21 protein-coding genes are annotated in these 22,008 nt (G+C 59.5%); 5 read left to right on the top strand and 16 right to left on the bottom strand.

Going from position 1 to position 22,008, the window contains the following annotated elements; translation table 11 throughout:
- Window positions 1–9 precede the first annotated feature (9 nt).
- From QE432_RS07970 to QE432_RS07925, 10 genes are all read right to left on the bottom strand, one after another.
- On the bottom strand, window positions 10–1,290 hold the full coding sequence (locus QE432_RS07970; RefSeq protein WP_003517952.1) for a TRAP transporter large permease: 1,281 nt from the start codon (window positions 1,288–1,290) through the stop codon (window positions 10–12).
- 3 nt (window positions 1,291–1,293) lie between these two features.
- Window positions 1,294–1,845: a TRAP transporter small permease gene (locus QE432_RS07965; RefSeq protein ID WP_003517954.1), complete on the bottom strand. Its 552-nt coding sequence runs from the start codon at window positions 1,843–1,845 to the stop codon at window positions 1,294–1,296.
- Between the two features lie 141 nt (window positions 1,846–1,986).
- On the bottom strand, window positions 1,987–2,982 hold the full coding sequence (locus tag QE432_RS07960) for a DctP family TRAP transporter solute-binding subunit (protein WP_060642674.1): 996 nt from the start codon (window positions 2,980–2,982) through the stop codon (window positions 1,987–1,989).
- 21 nt (window positions 2,983–3,003) lie between these two features.
- Window positions 3,004–3,906: an NAD(P)-dependent oxidoreductase gene (locus QE432_RS07955; protein ID WP_003517958.1), complete on the bottom strand. Its 903-nt coding sequence runs from the start codon at window positions 3,904–3,906 to the stop codon at window positions 3,004–3,006.
- 12 nt (window positions 3,907–3,918) lie between these two features.
- The gene (locus QE432_RS07950; protein WP_003517960.1) at window positions 3,919–4,221 is read right to left on the bottom strand and encodes a putative quinol monooxygenase; all 303 of its coding nucleotides are present in this window, start codon (window positions 4,219–4,221) and stop codon (window positions 3,919–3,921) included.
- A 17-nt stretch (window positions 4,222–4,238) separates the two neighbouring features.
- Entirely contained in the window at window positions 4,239–5,597 is a 1,359-nt protein-coding gene (locus tag QE432_RS07945) for an NAD(P)H-dependent oxidoreductase (protein ID WP_065688894.1), read from the bottom strand.
- A gap of 262 nt (window positions 5,598–5,859) precedes the next feature.
- On the bottom strand, window positions 5,860–6,873 hold the full coding sequence (locus tag QE432_RS07940; RefSeq protein WP_065688893.1) for a LacI family DNA-binding transcriptional regulator: 1,014 nt from the start codon (window positions 6,871–6,873) through the stop codon (window positions 5,860–5,862).
- A 116-nt stretch (window positions 6,874–6,989) separates the two neighbouring features.
- Window positions 6,990–8,000: a D-altritol 5-dehydrogenase gene (locus QE432_RS07935; protein WP_065688977.1), complete on the bottom strand. Its 1,011-nt coding sequence runs from the start codon at window positions 7,998–8,000 to the stop codon at window positions 6,990–6,992.
- Between the two features lie 16 nt (window positions 8,001–8,016).
- Window positions 8,017–8,787 (bottom strand): galactitol 2-dehydrogenase, encoded by a 771-nt coding sequence (locus QE432_RS07930; RefSeq protein ID WP_065688976.1) that lies wholly within the window; start codon window positions 8,785–8,787, stop codon window positions 8,017–8,019.
- A gap of 270 nt (window positions 8,788–9,057) precedes the next feature.
- Window positions 9,058–10,371 (bottom strand): ABC transporter substrate-binding protein, encoded by a 1,314-nt coding sequence (locus tag QE432_RS07925; RefSeq protein WP_013761438.1) that lies wholly within the window; start codon window positions 10,369–10,371, stop codon window positions 9,058–9,060.
- A gap of 309 nt (window positions 10,372–10,680) precedes the next feature.
- On the opposite strand from QE432_RS07925, the gene QE432_RS07920 reads away from it, so the two are divergent.
- From QE432_RS07920 to QE432_RS07900, 5 genes are all read left to right on the top strand, one after another.
- Window positions 10,681–11,688, top strand: a complete 1,008-nt coding sequence (locus QE432_RS07920; RefSeq protein WP_038493854.1) for a tagatose kinase — start codon at window positions 10,681–10,683, stop codon at window positions 11,686–11,688.
- On the top strand, window positions 11,685–12,962 hold the full coding sequence (locus QE432_RS07915) for a D-tagatose-bisphosphate aldolase, class II, non-catalytic subunit (RefSeq protein ID WP_038493857.1): 1,278 nt from the start codon (window positions 11,685–11,687) through the stop codon (window positions 12,960–12,962). The genes QE432_RS07920 and QE432_RS07915 overlap by 4 nt, the downstream gene beginning before the upstream one ends.
- A 71-nt stretch (window positions 12,963–13,033) precedes the next feature.
- Window positions 13,034–13,906 (top strand): carbohydrate ABC transporter permease, encoded by an 873-nt coding sequence (locus QE432_RS07910; protein WP_013761441.1) that lies wholly within the window; start codon window positions 13,034–13,036, stop codon window positions 13,904–13,906.
- A gap of 12 nt (window positions 13,907–13,918) precedes the next feature.
- On the top strand, window positions 13,919–14,743 hold the full coding sequence (locus QE432_RS07905) for a carbohydrate ABC transporter permease (protein ID WP_003510506.1): 825 nt from the start codon (window positions 13,919–13,921) through the stop codon (window positions 14,741–14,743).
- 12 nt (window positions 14,744–14,755) lie between these two features.
- Window positions 14,756–15,754 carry an ABC transporter ATP-binding protein gene (locus QE432_RS07900; protein WP_013761442.1) on the top strand — a complete coding sequence of 333 codons (999 nt, stop codon included), beginning with the start codon at window positions 14,756–14,758 and terminating at the stop codon, window positions 15,752–15,754.
- A gap of 10 nt (window positions 15,755–15,764) precedes the next feature.
- On the opposite strand, the gene QE432_RS07895 is transcribed toward QE432_RS07900, so the two are convergent.
- The 6 genes from QE432_RS07895 to QE432_RS07870 form a co-directional block, all read right to left on the bottom strand.
- Window positions 15,765–16,841, bottom strand: a complete 1,077-nt coding sequence (locus QE432_RS07895; protein ID WP_025595914.1) for an ABC transporter ATP-binding protein — start codon at window positions 16,839–16,841, stop codon at window positions 15,765–15,767.
- A 4-nt stretch (window positions 16,842–16,845) separates the two neighbouring features.
- Entirely contained in the window at window positions 16,846–17,676 is an 831-nt protein-coding gene (locus QE432_RS07890; RefSeq protein ID WP_003510396.1) for a carbohydrate ABC transporter permease, read from the bottom strand.
- 3 nt (window positions 17,677–17,679) lie between these two features.
- Window positions 17,680–18,624, bottom strand: a complete 945-nt coding sequence (locus tag QE432_RS07885) for a carbohydrate ABC transporter permease (RefSeq protein WP_003510618.1) — start codon at window positions 18,622–18,624, stop codon at window positions 17,680–17,682.
- A gap of 152 nt (window positions 18,625–18,776) precedes the next feature.
- The gene (locus tag QE432_RS07880; protein WP_019564577.1) at window positions 18,777–20,036 is read right to left on the bottom strand and encodes an ABC transporter substrate-binding protein; all 1,260 of its coding nucleotides are present in this window, start codon (window positions 20,034–20,036) and stop codon (window positions 18,777–18,779) included.
- Between the two features lie 37 nt (window positions 20,037–20,073).
- Window positions 20,074–21,246, bottom strand: a complete 1,173-nt coding sequence (locus QE432_RS07875) for a PLP-dependent transferase (protein WP_003510623.1) — start codon at window positions 21,244–21,246, stop codon at window positions 20,074–20,076.
- The gene (locus QE432_RS07870; protein ID WP_003510624.1) at window positions 21,243–21,935 is read right to left on the bottom strand and encodes a FadR/GntR family transcriptional regulator; all 693 of its coding nucleotides are present in this window, start codon (window positions 21,933–21,935) and stop codon (window positions 21,243–21,245) included. The genes QE432_RS07875 and QE432_RS07870 overlap by 4 nt, the downstream gene beginning before the upstream one ends.
- Window positions 21,936–22,008: the final 73 nt, after the last annotated feature.

Below are 22,008 nucleotides of genomic sequence, written 5' to 3'. Positions count from 1 at the left end.
GTTTCAGTCTCAATAAAGACCCATCAACCGTATCGGCCCGAGCGTCAGCACCGGGAAAAGCACGAGTGCGAATATGGCGAGTGTCAGCACCGTCATTGGCGCCAGCGAACCACGAATGACGTCCTCGATCTTCATGTTCGCCACCTGTGCTGCCGCGAACAGGCAGACCCCGACCGGCGGCGTCACAAGGCCAAGTGTCAGCGTCATGACAGTCACGATCAGGAAGTGGATCGGATCGATGCCCAGCGCCTCCACCGGCGGCATCAGCACCGGAATGAGGATGAACATGGCGGGGATAGCCTCCATGAAGATGCCGATGATCAGCAGGAAAACGAAGATCACCAGCATGCCCGACATCGGCCCAAGGTTCATCGCCTTCAAAAGCTCGGCCACCTGTTCCGGCAGGCCGTCGAAGGTGAAGACCCAGGCGGCAAGCTGCGAGGTGGCGGCGATGAAGAGGATGGTGCCGGAAATGCGCGCCGTGGATATCAGTATTTCCGGCAATTCGCGAACCGGCAGCGTGCGATAGACCAGCACACCCAATACGGCCACATAAACAACCGCGATGGCCGCGGCTTCCGTCGGCGTGAACAGGCCGCTGGCGATACCGATGATGAGGATCAGCGGCGTGAGCATCGGCAGGATTGCGCGAAGGCCGGTGACGATAACCAGACGGAAATTGAAGGGCGTCGGCGGATTGTAGCCGTAATGCACCGAATAGAAGTGGTTAAAGACAAGAAAAGCGAAGGCGATGAAGAGGCCAGGCACCAGACCCGCAATGAGCAGCGTGCCGATCGACACATTGGCGATGGAACCGGCAATCACGATCAGGATCGACGGCGGGATGATGGAAGAGAGCGTGGAGGTGCAGAGCGTCATGCCGACGGCATAACCCTTTGGAAATCCGTGTCGCTCCATGGCCTTGATTTCGATTGCGCCCACAGAGGCGATATCGGCGACTGAGGAGCCGGAGACGCCGGAAAAGATGACCGACGAAATGACGTTGACGTGGCCAAGTCCACCGGGAAGCCAGCCGACCATCGCCTCGGCGAAATCGAAGATGCGCTCCGCCACACGGCCGCGCTCCATCACCGTACCGACCAAAATAAAGAGTGGCACGGCGACGAGAAGGAAAGAGTTCATCGACGAGAACATCGTCTGCGACAGAAGGTCCATGGGCATGGAGGTGAAGAGCCACAGCGTGCCGACACTGGCGAGCGCCAAAGCGATGGCGAGCGGCACACCCAGCATGCTGAGACCGAAAAAAGCGATGAGAAGAAAGACCGACATGGCTCAATGTCCTGCTGAAATAGAGATATCGGCGTGGGCGATCTCGTCCGCGGGGATACCGATCTCGGGTAGCGCGATCAGGTCCCGCCTGCTGCGCAGAGATTCGATGATGGCCAGCACGGCGATGACGGCCGAGACAGGCAGAACCATGCCGATGGTCCACATGGGGATGGGCAAGGTCGCGGCGGTCTCGTTCATCATGATCTGCTGGCGCACCAGGGTGAAGCCCGTCCAGCCCATCATGCCGAAGAAGAACACCGAAGAACCGACATAGATCGGCACCGCCAACCGCCTGAACAGGCGGTGGAACAGCACCAGAAACACCACGACCCGCGCGCTTTCAACAGTGCGGAAACCGGCGGCAAGGCCAAGGAACACCATCCAGATGAAGAGAAAGCGCGTCGCCTCCTCGGTCCAGGGAAGAGGGCTGCCGATGAGGCGGCCAATGACCTGGAGAAGAACGACGACAAGAATACCGAAACAGGCCGCCCCGGCGGCGACATCAGCGATGACCTTGACGATGGTGCCGAGCACCGACGGTTTCGTATCGCGCATGACAATACCCTTCCACTGCTGAAACCGGATATCCGGTAAAACGAATGCCACCCTGCCGCTACGGCAAGGCAACCCTTGCTGACGATGGGAGCGGCCGGGTTGCTAATCGGTGCAAGCCCGACCCTCCTTTCACTGGCGGCGTCAGTTCGTCTTGAGGAAAGCCTGCGTCTTGTCGAAAAACGCCTGATCTTTCACGAGGGCGGAGAATTTTGCCGAAAGACCAGTCGCGACAGCCACGAAAGCCTTGCGCTCGTCGTCGGTCAGCGTGTTGACCTCCATGCCGTTCTTCTTCAGCGTTGCGAGCGACTTGTCGATATCGGCAGCATCGTTCTCGGCTTTCCACAGCTCGGTTTCCGTGGCCGCGTCCCTCAACGCCGTTTTGAAGCCTTCGTCGAGGCCTTCGAAACGGGCCGGGTTCATGCCCAGCACCCAGGCGTCAGCGATGTGGTTGCTGATCGTCAGGTATTTCTGCACTTCATAAAGCTTGGCGCTGACAGGCACGTTGACCGGATTTTCCTGCCCGTCGACGACTTTCAGCTGGAGCGCGTTATAGACTTCCGCAAAGGCCATCGGCGTCGGGGCAGCACCCATGGCGCCGAAGAATTCGACCCAGAGCGGATTGTTCGGCACACGCAGCTTCATGCCCTTGAGATCGGCAGGCGATTTGATCGGCGCCTTGGAGTTGGTGATTTGGCGCAACGGCCGAGACCAGAGATCGAGCCCGAGAATGCCGATCTTGCTCAGATCGCCGGAAAGCTCCTTGCCAAGATCGCTGTCAAGATAGACGCGCAGCTGGTCAATATCGCGGAACTGATAGGGAATGGCGATGGCCGTGAATTTCGGATTGAACGTCGCGTAAAGCGATGTCGAGTTCAAGAGCATGTCGAGCGAACCGCCGGCCAGCTGCTTAACGCCCGCCGAAGGATCGCCGCCATAAAGCGTGCCGTTCGGAAACACTTTGATCTTGAGTTTGCCGTCAGTCTTTTTCGAAACAATCTCGGCGAACTTGTTGGCCGCGAGCGTGATTTCCGACGTATCGGAATCCGGCGTCGAAAGCGTGAGCGTTTCCGCCTGCGCGATCGATGCAACAAGCATGGTGGCGGCAAGAGCCAGCCCGTAAAGTTTTGAAATTTTCATGTGTTCCTCCCGTTGTTGTCTCTAAACAGTTTCGAGCGTTCCTCCGAACGCGTTCATGCGTTTAACTTCAAGGATCACACCGCTGTGATCAAGCTCGCCCGCGCCATGCTCGACCATGGAGCGGAACAGCCGGTCAACCTCCTCGCCGACCGGTAATTTCAGGCCACGGCTCTTGGCGAAAGCCAGCGCCGTGGACGTATCCTTCAGCTGATATTTCGCCGGCCCGCCGGGGCGGAAATCGCCTTCCACCATGCGTTTGCCGTGCTGGCGGAAGACGGTGGACTCGGCAAAACCGCCAAGCAAAGCCTGGCGCACCTGCGCCGGGTCGGCTCCCCCCGCTTCAACCAGCGTCAAAGCTTCCGCTACGGCGCAGATCGTTGAAGCCACGATCAGCTGGTTGGCCAGCTTGGCCAATGAACCGCAGCCCACCGGACCGACATGGGTGACGCGGCCGAGGCAATTGAGGAGTGGCCGCAATGCGTCCACATCCCGCTGCTCACCGCCGGCCATGATGGCGAGCGTTCCCTCAGTCGCCCCTTTTTCGCCGCCGGAAACCGGTGCGTCGACATAAGCGACGCCATGAGCCTTTGCCGCCTCCGCCTGTTCCCGTGCGCTGTCGACCGGAATCGAACTCATCACCAGCAGAAATGCACCAGGCTTCATGGTGGAAACGACACCCGAGGCGCCGAGCAGAACCTCGTCGCAGACCGGCCCGGAACTCAGCATACAGAGCACGACATCGGCTTCGGCTACAGCTTCGGCAGCCGTGGCCGTCGGCTGCACGCCCTTTGCCGCCAGAACCGCAGCTTTTTCAGCACTGCGGTTCCAGGCCTTGACGGAAAAACCGGCCTCCGCCAGACGCGCCGCCATGGGTGCACCCATGATGCCCGTTCCGATGACAGCGATTTCGCGGATGTCCTGCATTTTTTCCACCCTTCAAAGCCATTGCCGGTTGAGGAAACGAACCGGCAACTCTTCTTCGATGAGGGCGGGAAACGCCTCGCGAAACCGGTCGAGATGGGGTGTTTTCAGATGGTCGTCGAAAGCTTCGCGGCTGTCATAGACCTCATAGAACACCACGTTGTTTCCGGATTCCGGCCGCACCACATCGAATTGCCGGCAACCCGGTTCATCCTGAACCGAATGGGTGGCATCATCTTGCGCTGCGTTAAGAAAGGCATCCATCGCGTCAGGCTTGACCCGGAATTCCGCGATTACCACGAAAGCTCCATTCGGCATGTCCCGTTCTCCGTCCATCACGCCGCAGCGTCTTTTTGCGGACGGAACTGGTTTTCCATGTCCTGGCGAAGCTTCACCACATCCAAGTCGCTCACCAGTTCCACATCATCGAAGCTGACGATCTGATCCTTCTTGATGGCGCGCTTCAGCTTGACATTATGGGCAAGACCGATCGGCAGCGCCTTGATGTCGAGGCTGCGGGTGGCAGGGATGGCATTGGCCCAGACCGCGTAACCGCCCTCGCCATCAAGCATTTCGCCGGGCTGCATGTCCTTCTTGGCCGTCGCAACCGCATCGCCGCGGAACTCCTTCGAGCAACCGGTGGCCTCATTGCGCAGTACGGCCGAAAGCACGCTTATCGAAGTTTCGAGACCGATGATGTGGAACGGACGCCACATGGAGGCGTACCAGCCCGAAGGATCGGTCAGCAGTCCATATTGCTTGAAGCAGGCGCGGGCATATTCATTATGTGCCTTAAAGGTGACGAAAACGCCGTAACGGATGTTATTAAACACCTCGCGACCATCCGGCTCCTGGCTTGCGGCAATATCCACGAGACCGGAGCGCGACATGCGACCGCCATCGGCAGCAGGGCGAAAGACGCGGGCGAGATCGTGCAGGCCTGCGGGCGGGAAGGCCAGACCGTCATCCGGGCAATCCAGCCCTGTGCCGTTTGCGACCGCCGCCATTTCGATGGCCGCCTTGGTGCCGTCGGTAAATGAATTGTACATTTTCGGATTGAAGTCGCCCTTGGCCACTTCCTCGTCAGTCCAGCCGAAGTAGCTCCAGACCGTATCAGGCGTCGAATACCGGTAACGCGGCTCGAAATTCATCCCCTTGCCGGCGGAAACGACCTCGAAGCCGGTGGCGCGTGCCCAATCGACCAATTCGCAGATCAGGGCCGGCTGGTCACCGTAAGCCATGGAGTAGATAAGACCCTTGGCCCGCGCCTTTTCGGCCAGGATGGGCCCGACCATCACATCGGCTTCCACATTGACCATGACGACATGTTTGTTGTGGTCGATGGCTCCGAGCGCATGGCGCGCGCCAGCCAGCGGATGGCCAGTCGCCTCGATCACGCATTCAATCTCGCCGCAGGCGAACAGTTCATTCACATCGTCAGTCACATAGGTCTTGCCGCTCTCCAGCGCATCGGCGCAGCTCGTCGCGTCATAACGCTCCTTCGGCCAGCCGACGCGGTCAAACGATTCCCGCGCCTTGCCGACATTGAGATCAGCGACGGCGACCATGTGGAAACCGGCGATGCGCTGCGCCTGCGCCAGAACCATGGAACCGAACTTGCCGGCACCGATGAGACCCACCCTGACGGGCTTGCCGCCGGCTGCGCGCTGCGACAGAAGAGAATAGAGATTCATGTTTTGACATCCTTCGCTGGGGAAATTGCTGGCGAGAGTGCCCAGTCAGCCCGGCAAAGGCCATGCGATACCGAGGCTACGAAGGGTTAACCCTCGCGGCACCGAAGACATGACGTTTCTGCGTTCCTCCCGGATCCCGGCACACACTTGCGCCGGCTCCCGCGGTCGCCTCCCAAAGCAACCCTGGGAACAGAGTAGGAGCGTTCAAATATTAGTTCTATTTAGAAAAACAGATTTTTCTTTTAATTTTTCTAACAAACTATCAAGCCGATTTGCGCAGCATCAGATCGGCACTGAGGAGAATGCGCTCGCGCATCCGTGTCGTATCATCCGCCTCCTCATTCAACTTCTGCAGCAGAAGTTCGATCGATAGCCTGCCGATCTCGTTGTAATTCTGCGCCACCGTGGTAATCGGCGGGCAGGCATAACGTGAAAGCGGATGATCGTCATGGCCGGCTACCCTGAGATCGTAATCCGTGCCATGGCCGACCCTGATGCCCTTCTGGAAGGCGGCGGCGATGACGCCGAAGGCGATACGGTCATTGGCGCATAAAATAGTGCGCGAGGGCAAATGCCCTGCCCCATCCAGCAACCGAGTCGCTTCATCAAAGGCGAAACGCTCGAAATCCCAGGTTACGGTGCCGGGAACACCGATGACATGCGGCTCGAAACCAAGACGCCGCATCGCCTCCTCATAGGCCGTGCGGCGCGTTGCGGCGTTGGTATTGACCTGCGGCATGTCGAAGAAACAGGGCGGCTCGCCCGAACGGCAGAGATAATCCACCATCAGCCCGACGCTCTGGCGGTTGTCGGTGCCGACAAAGGCCGAGGTCTCGTCGAGTGGAGAATCGACATAGACGATCGGTATGCTGGCCGCCAGCTGCTCTAGCGTGGCGCGATGGGACTTGACGCCGAGCGGAGCGATGATGGCGCCCGCGACATTCATCGACTTGAAGGTGCGGATGGCCCGATCCTCGATTTCCGCCTTGCCGTCGGACGACAGCACGAAGGCAAGGAACCCAGCCTCGTTGGCGATGAGTTCGATACGGCTCGTCAGCGCCATGTAGAACGGGTCGGTTGAGTTGGGAATGATGATGCCGATGATATTGGAGCGGCGGCGGTTGAGGTTGACGGCGAAGATATTCGGTCGGAAGCCCGATTTCTTCAGCGCATTCTCGATGGCATCCCGCGTCTTCTTGCGGACCGAGGCCGGATCATTGAAGTATTTCGAAACAGTCGGGCGGGAAAGGCCGACGAATTCCGAGAACTCTTCCATCGTCCTGATAGATTTGGCCAAAGTGCTTGCCCCCATGAAATATTACATGTGGTACTCTATATCGACCGGCCTTCGCACGAAAAGCCGGTCGAATACGGTTATCAACGGCCAAACGATCATTCGGCTGCAAATTGCACTTTCATCGTGGCCGGATCGGACGGCTTTTTCATAAAGAACGGCAGCATATCCGAAAGCGGCAGCCGGTGCGACACCAGCCGCGCCATGACATCACCATCCGTTTCCAGAATGGCAAGCGCCTGCGGTATATTGCGGTTCAGCGAATGTGAGCCGACAAGCTTCAGCTGCCGCCGGAAGATTTCGAAAGGCGCAACCGAGATACGGGCATCCGGCGCGCAGACACCGAAAAACAGCGCCGTGCCGCCATCCGCGACCAGCGGGATCATTGCTTCCGCAACAGCTGCGATGCCGGTCGCATCCGCCACGAAATCGAACGCCTTCTGTTGCCGCAGCAGCGCCTCAGACCCGGAAACAGCCGTCTGAAGTCCAAGACTTTCAGCGAAGTCCAGCCTGCTTTCGTTGATGTCCGCAATCGTCACCGTGGCAATGCCTCGTGATTTCAGCGACAGGGCGAGCAGCAGGCCGATGGGGCCGGCGCCAAAAACAAGCGCATTGCCCGGCACCGACCCAATCTCGCCAATACCCGCGCTCTGCATGCCGTTGACGACGCAGGCGAGCGGTTCGGCAAGTGCTGCCACGTGATAGGGCATGGAACCTATGCCATGCAGTTGGTCGGCGCGCACCACGCTGAATTCCGCAAAACCGCCATTGTGGGAAACGCCATAGGCCTTCAGCGTGTTGCAGAGGTTGGTAAGCCCTTTCCTGCAACTGGGGCAGGTGCCGCAGGGCAGATTGGGATCGACGACAACCCTGTCGCCGACCTTGATACCAGTGACATCTGCCGCCACCGCCGCAACTTCGCCAGCATATTCATGGCCGGGAATGACGGGAAAGGCACCGTCACCGTAACGCGCATGTAGCACGTCGATATCGGTATGGCACAGCCCCGAAGCCTTGACCCGGACAAGGGCATGCCCCGGCGGCAGATCGGCGACGGGCACGTCCGTAAGCACGGCTCGTCCCTTCTCGACGAATTGAATCGCATGCATGGTCATCTCCGGCTTTTCAGCTCATCCAGTTGCCGCCGTCGACATTATATGTCTGGGCGAGAATATAGTCGCTGTCGGAAGAGGCGAGGAAAACTGCAAGGCCCTTGATGTCATCCGGCGTGGCGAAACGGCCGATCGGCACGGATTTGGCCACCGCCGCCTTCTTCTCACCCGGCTTCAAGCCTTCCCATTTGGCGAAATGCGCATCGACCACTTCCCAGTGCTCGCCATCCACGACACCCGGCGCAATCGCATTGACGTTGATGCCGTGTTTGACGAGCGCCAGCGCCGCCGACTGCGTGGCGGAAATGATCGCCGCTTTGGAAGCGCAATAAAGCGTCACGAGCGCCTCACCGCGCCGACCGGCCTGGCTCGCCATATTGATGATCTTGCCGCCGCGCGAACGCGCGATCATGACATTGGAGACGGCCTTCATCATGAAAAGCGGCCCCTTGAGATTGATGTCGAAAACCCGCTCATAGCTCTCTTCGGTAATGCCGTTGATCGGCGCCATATCGAAGATCGCGGCATTGTTGACGAGAATATCGATGCCGCCGAATTCCTCATCGACCGCCTTTACAACCGCATCGATCTGACCAAGGTCAGTCACGTCCAGACGGATGGCCTTGGCGGATGGGCCTATAGCGGCTGCAGAAGCGGTCGCCCTGGCAATATCGATATCGGCGATGATGACCTTTGCACCCTCATCGGCGAAAGCCTGTGCAAAACCAAGGCCGATGCCGCGGGCGGCGCCGGTAATCAGCGCGACCTTGTTCTTCAATCTCATGTCGATCTCCGTGATGCATGGCGGGTAATGGGTGACCTCGGCCATGCGCGTTTGTGTTAGATGCGATTTTCTCACTCCCCTCATTCCTGTGCCTGTCACAGGAATCCAGCTGACGCGCGTCTGCGTGGCGAGAGAGTCCTTTTCAGCCCAAGGACTTGGGCTGACTGGATTCCTGTGACAAGCACACGAATGAGGGCGGCGGGTGCGCCAGCCCCACCCATGCCGCCCGCCGCCAAAGTGACGAACGGGCGGCACGCCGGGAGGACGCGGCTACTTGATGTAGCCCGCGCGGGTCATGTCACGCTCGACCTGTTTCTGGGCGCCTTCGAGCGCCGTATCGACGGTCTGCTGGCCGGAGAGTGCTGCCGCAATCTGCTGGCCGACAACCGTGCCGATCGACTGGAATTCCGGTATGGCGACGAACTGCACGCCAGTATAGGGGACCGGATCCTTTGTCGGCTTCGACGGATCGGCGGACATGATGGCTTTCAGCACCGTATCCGCAAAGGGTGCGGCCTTCTTGTATTCTGGCAGCTCATAGGTGGATTTGCGCGTACCGGGCGGCACGGCGACCCAGCCTTCGCTTTCACCGACCGTCTTCACATAGTTCTTCGAGGTCGCCCATTTAACGAATGACTTGGCGGTTTCGAGCTTCTTCGTGGTGTTCGGAATTGCAAGGTTCCATGACCACGACCAGCTCGATCCGTTCGGCGTTGCCTCTACCGGAGCACGCGTGAAAGCGGTCTTGTCGGCAACCTGGCTCTGTTTGGGATCGTAGATACGTCCCGCAGCCGAGGTGGCGTCGATCCACATGGCGCAATGGCCTGATGCGAACAGCGTCTGGTTCTCGTTAAAGCCGTTGGTCGCTGCACCGGGCGGGCCGTAGGAGGTCATCAGCGCAACATAATCCGAGATCGCCTTTTTCCACGGCTCGCTCGTCAGCTGCGGCTTCCAGTCCATGTCGAACCAGCGTCCACCATAGGTATTGATCATGGTACCGAGGAAAGCCATGTTCTCGCCCCAGCCCGGCTTGCCGCGCAGGCAAATGCCATATTGCTGTTTCGACTTGTCCGTCAGCTTGGCCGCGAAGTCCTTGATCTGGTCGTAGCTCGGATTATCGGGCATTTTCAGGCCGGCCGCGTCGAACAGGTCCTTGCGGTAAAGGGTGAACGAGCTTTCGGTATAAAACGGCACGGCATAGAGCTTGCCGTCCACCGTCAGGCCTTTTTTGATCGGATCGAGCAGATCGGCGTAATCGTAATCGTCGCCGAGATCATCGACCGGAGCCAGCCAGCCCTGCTTGCCCCAGATCGGCGCTTCGTAACCGCCGATGGTCATGATGTCGAACTGGCCGCCATTGGTGGCGATATCGGTGGTGACGCGTTCGCGCAGAACATTCTCTTCCAGCACGATCCAGTTGATCTTGTTTCCTGTTTCCTTCTCCCAGGCGCTGGAAAGCTTCTGCATGATGATCATGTCGCCATTGTTGACGGTGGCGATGTTGATTTCTTCCGCCTGCGCAAGTCCGGCCAAAAGGCCCGCTCCAACCACAGACGACGACAGAATTCCAATGAATTTGCTCATGAGACCCGCTCCTCCTTTACGGATGTCCACGCATAACAATACATGCGTAAATTTTTATCTCGCAAAATCGCGCCATTTGTCAACATCCAAAAATAGACTGTGACGTGAGCACTCTTGGATATATTGCTATAACTAGCTGTTTTAAAGTCGATAATGTCATCAAAAATAATTACATGATCCGCTTTACTTGCTGCATCGCAACAAAAATATCATCAAAAAATATCTTGACGCGCGTAAATTTTAACTGATATCCGAAAAATAACAGAGCCGGAACGTCGGGGTTTGCACCCATCGGAAAGGTGGAGCCGAATGCATATGGAGGAGACGATGAGGCAGGTATCCGCACTGGCGCCGCACGCGAAAGGCCCGACCATTACGGCGGGTGAAATCCTCGTGGAAATCATGGCGACGACAGTGGGCGACGGCTTTCTCGAGCCGCAAACGCTGATCGGCCCCTTTCCAAGCGGCGCGCCCGCCATTTTCATCGATCAGGTCGCGCGTTGCGGCGGCAGCGCCGGCATTATCGCGGCGGTTGGCGATGACGATTTCGGCCGCCTCAACATCGAGCGGCTGCGCCGTGACGGCGTGGACATATCGGCCATCGCCACCGTTGCGGACCGGCCGACCGGAAGCGCTTTTGTCCGCTATAGGGAAAACGGTGCACGGGATTTCGTTTTCAACATCGCCCATTCCGCAGCGCGCGAAACGCACATGACTGATAAGGCGCAGGCCCTCATCGAACAGGCCGGCCATGTGCACGTCATGGGATCGGCGTTTGCGATTGCCGGTATCGGCGAGATCATTCTGGAGGCGATCAAAAGCGTCAAGGCGCGCGGCGGCTCGGTGTCTTTCGATCCGAACATCCGCAAGGAACTGGTGCAGGGTAACGAGGGCCGCAAGCTGATCGACGATCTCCTTGATGTCACCGACCTTCTGCTGCCTTCCGGCGAAGAACTTCAAGCTGCCTCCGGTCTGGATGACGAGGACGCAGCGATAGAAAAGCTCCTTGCCTCAGGTATCGGCGAGATCGTGCTGAAGCGCGGCGCGCAAGGCGCCAGCCACTTCAGCCGCGCCTATGGCCGCATCGACGCCCCCGGACTGACGGTCTCCGAAATTGATCCGACCGGCGCCGGCGACTGTTTCGGCGCAACATACCTCACCTGCCGCCGCCTCGGCATGCATCCCGAAAGAGCGCTCGCCTATGCCAATGCATCCGGCGCGCACAACGTCATAAAGCGCGGTCCCATGGAGGGCGCTGCCAGCCTTGCCGAACTTGACGCCTTCATGACCGCGCTATTGTCGGAGGAAGTCCTATGACCGCCATTCTGGAAAATCTCGCCGCCGCGCGCCGTGCCGGCAAGCCGGCAGGTATCACTTCGGTCTGCTCTGCCCACCCCGTTGTCCTGCGCGCCGCAATCCGCCGCGCCGCTGCCGGTCAAACAGCCGTGCTGATCGAGGCCACCTGCAACCAGGTCAATCATCTCGGCGGTTATACCGGCATGACGCCGCGCGACTTCGTTACCTTCGTCAACAGCATTGCGCAGGAAGAAGGACTGCCCGGCGAGCTCCTGATTTTCGGCGGTGATCATCTCGGTCCCAATCCCTGGCGCAAGGAAAAAGCCGAGGACGCGCTGACAAAAGCAGCCACCATGGTCGAAGCCTATGTCACAGCCGGTTTTCGCAAGATTCATCTGGATGCGTCGATGGGCTGCGCCGGTGAGCCGGCCGCACTGGATGACGTGATCATTGCCAATCGCGCGGCAAAACTCGCGGCTGTCGCCGAAAAGGCAGCCGCCGAGGCGGGCCTGCCAAAACCGCTTTACATTCTCGGCACCGAAGTGCCGGTGCCGGGCGGCGCCGATCACGTGCTCGACACGGTGGCACCCACCGAGCCGCAGGCGGCGCGCACGACCATTGACCTGCACCGTGAGATATTCGCGCAGCACGGTCTTTCCGATGCGTTCGAACGGGTCATCGCCTTTGTCGTGCAGCCCGGCGTGGAATTCGGCAGCGACAATGTCGTCGCTTACAATCCGGATGCGGCCACGGCGCTCAGCGCCGTACTCGACGGCGAACCGCAACTGGTCTTTGAGGCACACTCGACGGATTATCAAACGAGAGCAGCGCTTGGCGCCCTTGTGCGCGACGGATATCCGATCCTGAAAGTCGGTCCGGGGCTGACCTTCGCTTACCGCGAAGCACTCTACGCTCTCGATATGATCGCATCCGAGATGGTCGGCGACTATGGCGACCGGCCGCTGGCGCGGACCATGGAACAGCTGATGCTCGGCGCGCCCGGCGACTGGCAGGGTCATTACCATGGTGATGACATCACGCTCAGATTGCAGCGTCACTACAGCTACAGCGACCGCATTCGCTATTACTGGACAAGGCCCGAGGCGCTCGCAGCCGTTTCCGCCTTGCATAAGGCGCTTGACGGGAAGACAATTCCCGAAACCCTGCTGCGCCAATACCTCGGCGAGCTGCCGCTCGCCACGGTTGCAGGCAAGGATATGGAGGAGGTTCTGATCGCCGCGGTGGATCAGGTGCTGGCAACCTACCATGCGGCGACGGGCGAAGGTCGCGGCTAAGACAATCGTCAAGTTAAATTCGGATGCCCCGGCGGAGACGTTGCGGGTATCGGTCATGGAGGGGACTACCAATGGCAACACGAAACACGAGCGGTCTGGCGCGGGTTATGCTTGCGCCTTCGGTGCTGCTTTTGCTGGTGTGGATGATCGTGCCCCTGGCGATGACGCTGTGGTTTTCGTTCCAGAACTACAATCTCCTCAACCCTGCCAATGTCAGCTTCGCGGGCCTGTTCAATTACCAGTATTTCTATACCGATCCGGCCTTCTTCCAGTCGATCTTCAACACGCTTGCCATCGTCGGCGGCGTGCTTCTGATCACCGTCATCGGCGGTATTGCGATTGCGCTTCTGCTTGACCAGGACATCTTCGGTCAGGGCATCGTGCGCATCATGATCATCTCGCCCTTCTTCGTCATGCCGCCTGTTGCGGCGCTGGTGTGGAAGAACATGATCATGCATCCCGGTTACGGCGTGCTTGCCGATCTGTCGCGCTTCTTCGGCCTGCAGCCGGTCGACTGGTTCGCGCAGTTTCCGCTGCTCTCCATCATCATCATCGTCGCCTGGCAATGGCTGCCCTTTGCCACGCTGATCCTGCTCACCGCCCTCCAGTCGCTCGATGGCGAGCAGAAGGAAGCGGCCGAGATGGATGGCGCCAACTTCATCAACCGCTTCATCTACCTGACGCTGCCGCATCTTGCCCGCGCCATCACCGTCGTCATCCTCATCCAGACGATCTTCCTGCTCGGCGTTTACGCGGAAATCCTCGTCACCACCAATGGCGGCCCGGGTTATGCCTCGACCAACCTTGCCTTCCTCATCTATCGCACGGCGCTTCTGGGCTACGACGTCGGCGGCGCATCGGCCGGTGGCATCATCGCCGTCGTGCTCGCCAATATCGTCGCCATCTTCCTGATGCGCGCCGTCGGCAAGAACCTCGACCGTTAAGGAGAAGCGATCATGGCCCGCAAGACAACGACACGCGCAAAGATCGGCTTCACCATCGCGGCATGGGCCGTGGCGTTGCTGCTGTTCTTCCCGATCCTTTACGCCTTCCTCACCTCGATCAAGACCGAGCCGGAGGCGATTGCAGGCTTCAGCCTCATTCCCTCGGGCACGCTCGAAAACTACATCACCGTGCAGACCCAGCGCGATTACTTCAAGCCGTTCATGAACTCGGTCGTGCTGTCGCTCGGCTCGACGATCATCGCGCTCATGATCGCCATTCCCGCCGCCTGGGCCATGGCATTCTCGCCGACCAAACGCACCAAGGACATTTTGATGTGGATGCTCTCCACCAAGATGATGCCGGGGGTGGCGGTGCTGGTGCCGATCTACCTGATCTTCCGCAATGCCGGCCTGCTCGATACCCGCATTGGGCTGACCGTCATGCTCACCTTCATCAACCTGCCGATCGTGGTGTGGATGCTTTATACCTACTTCCGCGAAATCCCCGGCGAGATCCTTGAAGCAGCCCGCATGGATGGTGCCTCGCTCTGGAACGAGATCGTGCATGTACTGACCCCAATGGCGGTTCCGGGCATTGCCTCGACGCTGCTCCTGAACGTCATTCTTGCCTGGAACGAATCCTTCTGGACCATCCGGCTGACGACCACCAATGCGGCACCGCTGACGGCCTTCATCGCCTCCTTCTCCTCACCGCAGGGGCTGTTCTGGGCCAAGCTCTCGGCCGCCTCGATGATGGCGATCGCCCCCATTCTCGTCATCGGCTGGTTCTCGCAGAAACAACTCGTGCGTGGCCTCACCTTTGGCGCCGTGAAATAAGGAACGACAATAATGGGCAGCATTTCCCTTCAGAACGTGTCCAAGCTCTTCGGCGAGGCAAAAGTCATCCCGTCGATCGATCTCGATATCCATGACGGCGAGTTCGTCGTCTTCGTCGGCCCCTCCGGCTGCGGCAAGTCAACGCTGCTGCGCCTGATTGCCGGGCTGGAAGACGTCTCCGGCGGCAGAATAGTCATCGACGGCAACGACGCCACCGAAAAGGCCCCGGCCGAGCGCGGCCTTGCCATGGTGTTCCAGTCCTATGCGCTTTATCCGCATATGAGCGTCAGGAACAACATCGCCTTCCCGCTGAAGATGGCCAAGCTCGACAAGGCCGTCATCGACAAGAAGGTCGACGATGCCGCCCGTATCCTCAACCTCACCGATTATCTCGAACGCCGGCCCTCGCAACTGTCCGGCGGCCAGCGCCAGCGCGTCGCCATCGGCCGCGCCATCGTGCGCGAACCGAAGGCGTTCCTGTTTGACGAACCGCTCTCCAACCTCGATGCGGCGCTGCGCGGTACCATGCGGCTGGAAATCTCCGAGCTGCACAACACGCTGAAGACGACGATGATCTACGTCACCCACGACCAGGTGGAAGCCATGACCATGGCCGACAAGATCGTGGTCCTCAACCGCGGCAATATCGAGCAGGTCGGCTCGCCGATGGAGCTTTACCGCTCGCCCGCCAACCTCTTCGTCGCCGGCTTCATCGGCTCGCCGCGCATGAACCTGGTGACCGGCGACTACGCCCGGCAAAAGGGTGCGACCACCGCCGGCGTGCGGCCCGAGCACCTGACGCTGTCGAAAGAAACCGGCCTGTGGCAGGGCAAGGTCACGGTCGCCGAACATCTCGGCTCCGACACCTTCCTCCACCTCGACGTCCCCGGCATCGGCCCCATCACCGCCAGAACCGACGGTGAATTCGAATGCAAACACGGCGATACCGTCTTCATCACACCAGATGATGCCAAAATCCACAGGTTCGATGACAAGGGCATCGCGATATGACGCCTCAAGTTCAGGCCTCGTCGATCCTGACACCGTTTCGGTCAAAAACATGAAGCCGTTCCTGCGGGAAACCGACCCGCATGGACTTGCCCGGCTGCAACAGCGCCCGATCAGACGAAAACAGCTTGAAGGGCAATCCATGCACGGTCAGGTGCAGGATGATGCCGAGACCCGTCGGCTCGACGAGATCGACGGTCGCCTCGACAGCACCATCCGCAGGCGAGACGGTGACATGTTCCGGCCGGATACCGAGTGTGACCGGCTCACCATCGGCAAGCTTCACGTCGCGGCCGAGTTCGAGGCGTGTGCCATCGCCGAGCACGACGAAACTACCGCCATTCTCCCGCCCGAGCCGTCCTTCCAGAAAATTCATGCCCGGCGAACCGATAAAACCAGCGACGAACAGATTGGCTGGGCGATCGTAGAGATCGAGCGGTGCGCCGATCTGCTGCACATGGCCGGCATTCATCGCGACGATACGGGATGCAAGCGTCATCGCCTCGATCTGGTCATGGGTGACATAAACCGAGGTAGCGCCAAGATCAGCATGCATGCGCTTGATTTCGGCCCGCATCTGCTCGCGAAGCCGTGCATCGAGGTTGGAGAGTGGCTCATCGAACAGAAAGGCCTTAGGCTGGCGCACGATGGCCCGGCCCATGGCGACGCGTTGGCGCTGGCCGCCGGAAAGCGCCTTCGGACGGCGTGCCAGATAGGGATCGAGACCGAGTTTCGCCGAAGCACCGGCCACGGCCGCCGCGATTGTTTCCTTGGTGCTGCGGCGCAGGCGCAGGCTGTAGCTCATATTGTCGGCGACGCTCATATGCGGATAAAGCGCATAGGACTGGAACACCATGGCGATATCCCGGTCCTTCGGCTTGCGGTCGTTGACGCGCTCACCGTCGATGGTCAATTCGCCTGCTGAAATCTCCTCCAGACCGGCGATCATTCGCAGCAGTGTGGATTTTCCGCAGCCGGATGGGCCGACGAGGACGATGAATTCTCCGTCCTCGATCTTCAGATCGACCCCGTGCAGGACCGCAAGGTCGCCATAGGTCTTGCCGACATTCTTCAGCTCGATGGAAGCCATGGGATTATCCTTTCACCGCGCCGGCCGTCAGGCCCTGCACGAGATAACGTTGAATGAGCAGGAAGAAGAGACAGGCCGGAATGAGCGCCAGAACACCCGCCGCCATCATCTGCCCGAAATCGACGGAAAACTTTGAAACGAAGGTCAACAGCCCGACCGGGAATGTGGCGCTCTGGTTGCCCGAAATCAGCATCAGCGCAAACAGCAACTCGCTCCACGCGGCGGTGAAGACGAAGCCCAGCGTCGCAGCGATGCCCGGCAATGTCAGCGGCAGGATGATCTGGCGGAATGCCGTGAAGCGGCTTGCCCCGTCGATCATCGCCGCCTCTTCCAGATCCTTCGGAATACCGTCGAAGAATGACTGCATGAGGAAAGTGGCAAACGGCACGTTGAAGGCGGTGTAGACGATGACGAGACCCGTCAGGCTGTTGGTGAGGCCGAGCGGCGACAGCATCTTGAAGATCGGCGCGACCAGCATGACCAGCGGAAACATCTGGGTAATCAGCATCAGCGCGACGATCCAGTATTTGCCCTTGAAGCGGAACCTCGACAGCGCATAACCGGACAGTGACGAGAGTACCGTAACGGCAAGTGCCGTGGAGCCGGCAACGATGACGCTGTTCTTAAAAAATGTCGGGAAGGCACTGTTTTCTATGACATATCGATAATGATCGAGCGTCGCGTGCGACGGCCACATTCGCACGCCTTCGCTATAAAGCAGGTCATTCGGCGTGACCGAGACCTTGAGCAGCCAGAACAGCGGAAACAGCGCAAAGACGATATAGGCGAGGATCGCCAGGCGATGGGCAAGGGTGAGGAATATCCTTGATGTCATCGGTCAGTCCTTCTCGATAAGGCGTTGGCGCAGGAGCACGATGAGCATGGAATAGGCCAGAAGCAGCACCAGAAGTACCAGCGCGATGGCCGAGGCATAACCGAAATCGAGCCGCCGGAAGGCCTGCGTAAAGATGTAGCTCGCAACGATCTGGGTGCGGTCTGCCGGTCCGCCATTGGTCATGACGATGATGAGATCGGCAAAATTGGCGATCCAGACGGTGCGCAGCAAAACGGTGATGGCGATGGTGGGTGCGAGAAATGGGAGGGTGATAGAAGTAAAGCGCTGCAACGGGTTTGCCCCATCGATGGAAGCGGCCTCGTAAAGATCACGCGGGATCGCCTGAAGTGCGGCAAGCAATGTGATGGCGAAGAAAGGAATGCCCCACCAGACATTGGCGATGATCGGCCCCCACATGGCAAGCTGCGGATCGGCAAGAATATTGTTGGGCGCGGAGAGAAGCCCGAGCGAGACCATCCAGTGCGGCAGCGGTCCTATGACCGGGTTGAACAGCCACGCCCAGTTGAGACCGGCAAGAAAGGTTGGCACGGCCCATGGAAGAAACACCAGCGCCTGGGCCAGCCCCCTGCCCGCGAACGGCTTGTCCAGCAGCAGCGCCAGAATGAGACCAAAGAAAAACTGCAGGAATACCGAAGCCCCCGTCCACCACAGCGTATTTTTCAGCGCCCGGTAAAAGGCCGCATCCTGCGACAGTGCCTCCAGATGTTTCAAGCCAACGAAACCGCCGGAAAAAGGATTGAGCAGCTGCACGTCGCGAAACGCATAGGACAGGCCGAGCACCAGCGGCACCAGCATGACGGCAACAATGAGCACGAGAACCGGCGCACTATAGAGCCAGGGTTCGGCCCAGTCGGCAAAACGCTGCATTGCCGGCTTGCCGGCGCGGTTGCGCGCGGCCACGGGTCCGGCGCCATGGGCATAGGACATGATTGATCGCTCCTGATCGGACGGCGGGGCGGACAGGTTTTTCTAACGCTTCTGGCCAGCCGGTCCGCACGTTTTGAAATGGGGCCTGCCGTTGGTGACAGCCCGCAAGAACGGCCGCGCGGGTTCAAACCTCGCGCGGCCAACCGTGTGGTTTATTTGGAGGCGAGGAACTTCTGCTGCGCCTTCGTCATATAGTCAGCCCATTGCTTGGCGAGGTCTTCCGGTGAGATATCGCCAAGAAGCGCTTCCTGCGATGTCTTGATAACCAGTGAATCCTTGAAGAATGCGAATTCCTCAAGATAGGTCGGCATCTTCGTCGGCACGGCGTTCTTGTCCGCCAGTTCGTCGAACCAGCCCTTGAACTGCTCGCTGGCGTAGAAGGGGTCCTTCTCCGCCGACTTGTGCACCGGCAGCGCACCCGTCTTCTTGTTCCACTCGATATTGCCTTCCGGCCCTTCCAGCGTCTCGACCAGTTTCCAGGAGAGGTCCTTGTTGGCGGATGCCGACATGATCGACCAGCCGGCGAAACCGATGGTCGGGAAGGTCTTGCCGTCAGGTCCCTTCGGCATGGTCATGACGCCGAAATCTTCCGGCTTCATGCGCTGGGCAATTGCGATAAGGGCGTCCGGATCCTGATCGAGGAAGGCGCAGGTGCCGGAATAAAAGCCCGCGACGATCTCGTTGAAGCCCCAGTTGACGCTGTCTTTCGGTGCCAACCCGTTCTTGTAGAGATCGATCACATAGGTCAGGCCTTTCACCCAGCCAGGGCTGTCGAAGGTGGAGGTGCCGTCCTTGGTGAAGAACTCGTTCGATCCCGCCATGGACGCGCCGAACATGACCCAGCCGTTAAGTCCGCCCGGCCCGCCACGCAGGCAATAACCGTATTTGCCGGGAAGTGCTGCAACCTTCTTGGAGGCATCGGCGAATTCGTCGAGCGTCTTCGGCGGCTCCTTCACTCCAGCCTGTTCCAGCAGTTTCTTGTTGTAGAACATGGCCCGGAGATAAAAGCCGTAGGGAAGCATATAGGCCGTGTTCTTCACATCACGGCCCAGTTCCAGCGTGCGTTCACTCAGACCCTTGGTGTATTCCCATTTGGCGAGGTAGGGTTCGAGACTTTCGAGCATGCCGTTATTGGCATAAAGCGAAAGCCAGGTGTCGGGCATTTCCATGACATCAGGCACATCGCCGGCGGAGACCATCGTGGCGAATTTCTGGAAGGCCTCGCTCCAGGGCAGCGAGATGATCTCCACCTTGGTGCCGGGATTGGCGCTTTCGAACTTCGAGACGATGCCCTTCAGCGTTTCCGTCCGTTCGGGACTTGTAATGACCTCGACCAGTTTCAAGGTCGTATCCGCCAGCGCCGTTCCGGTCATCAGGGCGGTAAAGATTGCTGCTGCTACCAGTTTTTTCATGTCGTTCTCCCCTTTTTGTCGTCAGTTTTAAGACGCGTCAGACGGCCGAGGCCGCCTTGATCGCGGGTTCGAGATCGTTCCAGAGCGCTTCTGTGCCCTCCAGTCCGACATGCAGGCGCACGGAACGCGCGCTGATGCCGAACGTGTGGGCGGAGTTTGGCTGCGCCTTCTGTTCAAGCACCACTTCACCCGGGACGATCAAGCTTTCATGCCCACCCCAGGAAACACCCAGTTTGAAAAGCTTGAGGCGGTCGGCAAAAGCGCGCACATCCACCCCTTCCTTGAAAATGAAGGAAAACAGGCCAGACGTACCGTTGAGGCCGGGCGGCAGGCGGTTCGCCAATCCCGGATGGCAAACCTTTTCCACCACATCGAGCGCCTGCAGGCGGCTGGCAATATCCAACGCCGACGCCTGATGCGCCCTCATGCGCAGCGGCAGGGTGCGCAAGCCGCGGATCAGCAACCACGCATCGAAGGGCGACATCTTGCCACCGAGATAGGGATAGGTCTCTGCACGAATGCGGTCGATCATTGCCTTTGAACCGGCAACCACGCCGGAGACCACATCGCTGTGCCCGCCGAGATATTTCGACGCCGAATGCACGACGAGATCGACACCGAGCGAGATCGGCTGCTGGAAGACAGGGCTTGCCCAGGAATTATCGATGACGGTGACGGCGCCATGGCGCTTGCCGATCGCGGCGAGCGCACCGACATCATGGGCCTCCATCACCCAGCTGGTCGGGCTTTCCATGTAGAAGAGCTTCGCGCCGGGCATAGCCTTTTCAACCGCCGCCTCGTCGCGGCCGTCGACATAGACCACCTCGACATTCATGCGCTTCATGAAGGTGCCAAACAGGCGAAACGCATCGGGATAGACATGGCGCACCGCGACGATGCGGTCACCCGGCGAAACGAAGGAGAGAACGGTGGAGGAAATGGCCGACATGCCGCTGGCGAAGCCAAGCGCATCTTCCGCGCCCTCAAGCTTTGCCAGCATTTCCTCAAACATCCTGACGGTCGGGTTGAGCCCTCGCGTATAGACCGGCCGCACCTTTTCGCCGCGATAGGTGGAAACCATTTCGTCGTAGCTGGAAAAGGTGAAAAGCGAAGTCTGCACAAGGGGCGGCACCACAGCTTCGAAAGCGTGGGTCTCGTCATGGGCGACGATCAGGGAGGCGGGATCGAAGAGATCGTTGCCTTGGTTCATTTCGACATGTCCTTGATATCCTCCTCGACGACAGCGAGGATTTTCAGTGTTTCTTCACGGGCGGTCTCCGCATCGCCGGCGGCGATGGCGTTGAACAGCGTGCGGTGAAAGGGGAAGGAGCGGCTTGCAAAGTCCGGCCGGTCGAAAGGCTTCAGCCAGAAACGTTCGAAACCTTCGCGCATCTGCTCGAGCAGCTGCTTGAACAGCGAATTATGCGTGGCGTCATAGATGGAGAGGTGGAAGGCAAGGTCGGCCTTGCCGGACGTGCCTTCAGCCAGATGCACCCGCTCCATCTCATCGAGCCGCGCTTCCATCGTGGCGATATCCTCCACCGTGCGCCGGCGCGCCGCAGCCATCGAGGCCTCAACCTCGATGCCACGCCGGACTTCCAACGTCATCAACAACGCATCGCGCAGGCTTTCGGCATCGATGGAGATAGGCATATGCACGGTTGCGGCGGAAATCGGCTTAAGCAGATAATTGCCGCTGCCCTTGCGGCTGTCGATAACGCCCAGCGCCTGAAACTTACGGATGACCTCGCGAATGGTGGAACGGCCGACACCCAGCGCCACCATCAGCTCTCGCTCGGCCGGCAACCGATCTCCAGCCTTCAGTCCCGCCCTCTCGACGTAATCGGAAAGGGCCGCCTCGACCTGGCGCACGCGGTCGCTGGGTGGAATAGGCTGCATCAGTTCGCGGCTGGATCTATCCAAGACTTACCCTTTGAATTGGTCTGACATCTTACCATTTCAAACGGTCGGT

It is taken from the genome of Agrobacterium sp. SORGH_AS_0745, assembly GCF_030818995.1.
Taxonomy (GTDB): domain Bacteria; phylum Pseudomonadota; class Alphaproteobacteria; order Rhizobiales; family Rhizobiaceae; genus Agrobacterium; species Agrobacterium tumefaciens.
The sequence above is the reverse complement of the archived record's forward strand: the minus strand, read 5'-3'. Positions and strand labels throughout refer to the sequence as shown.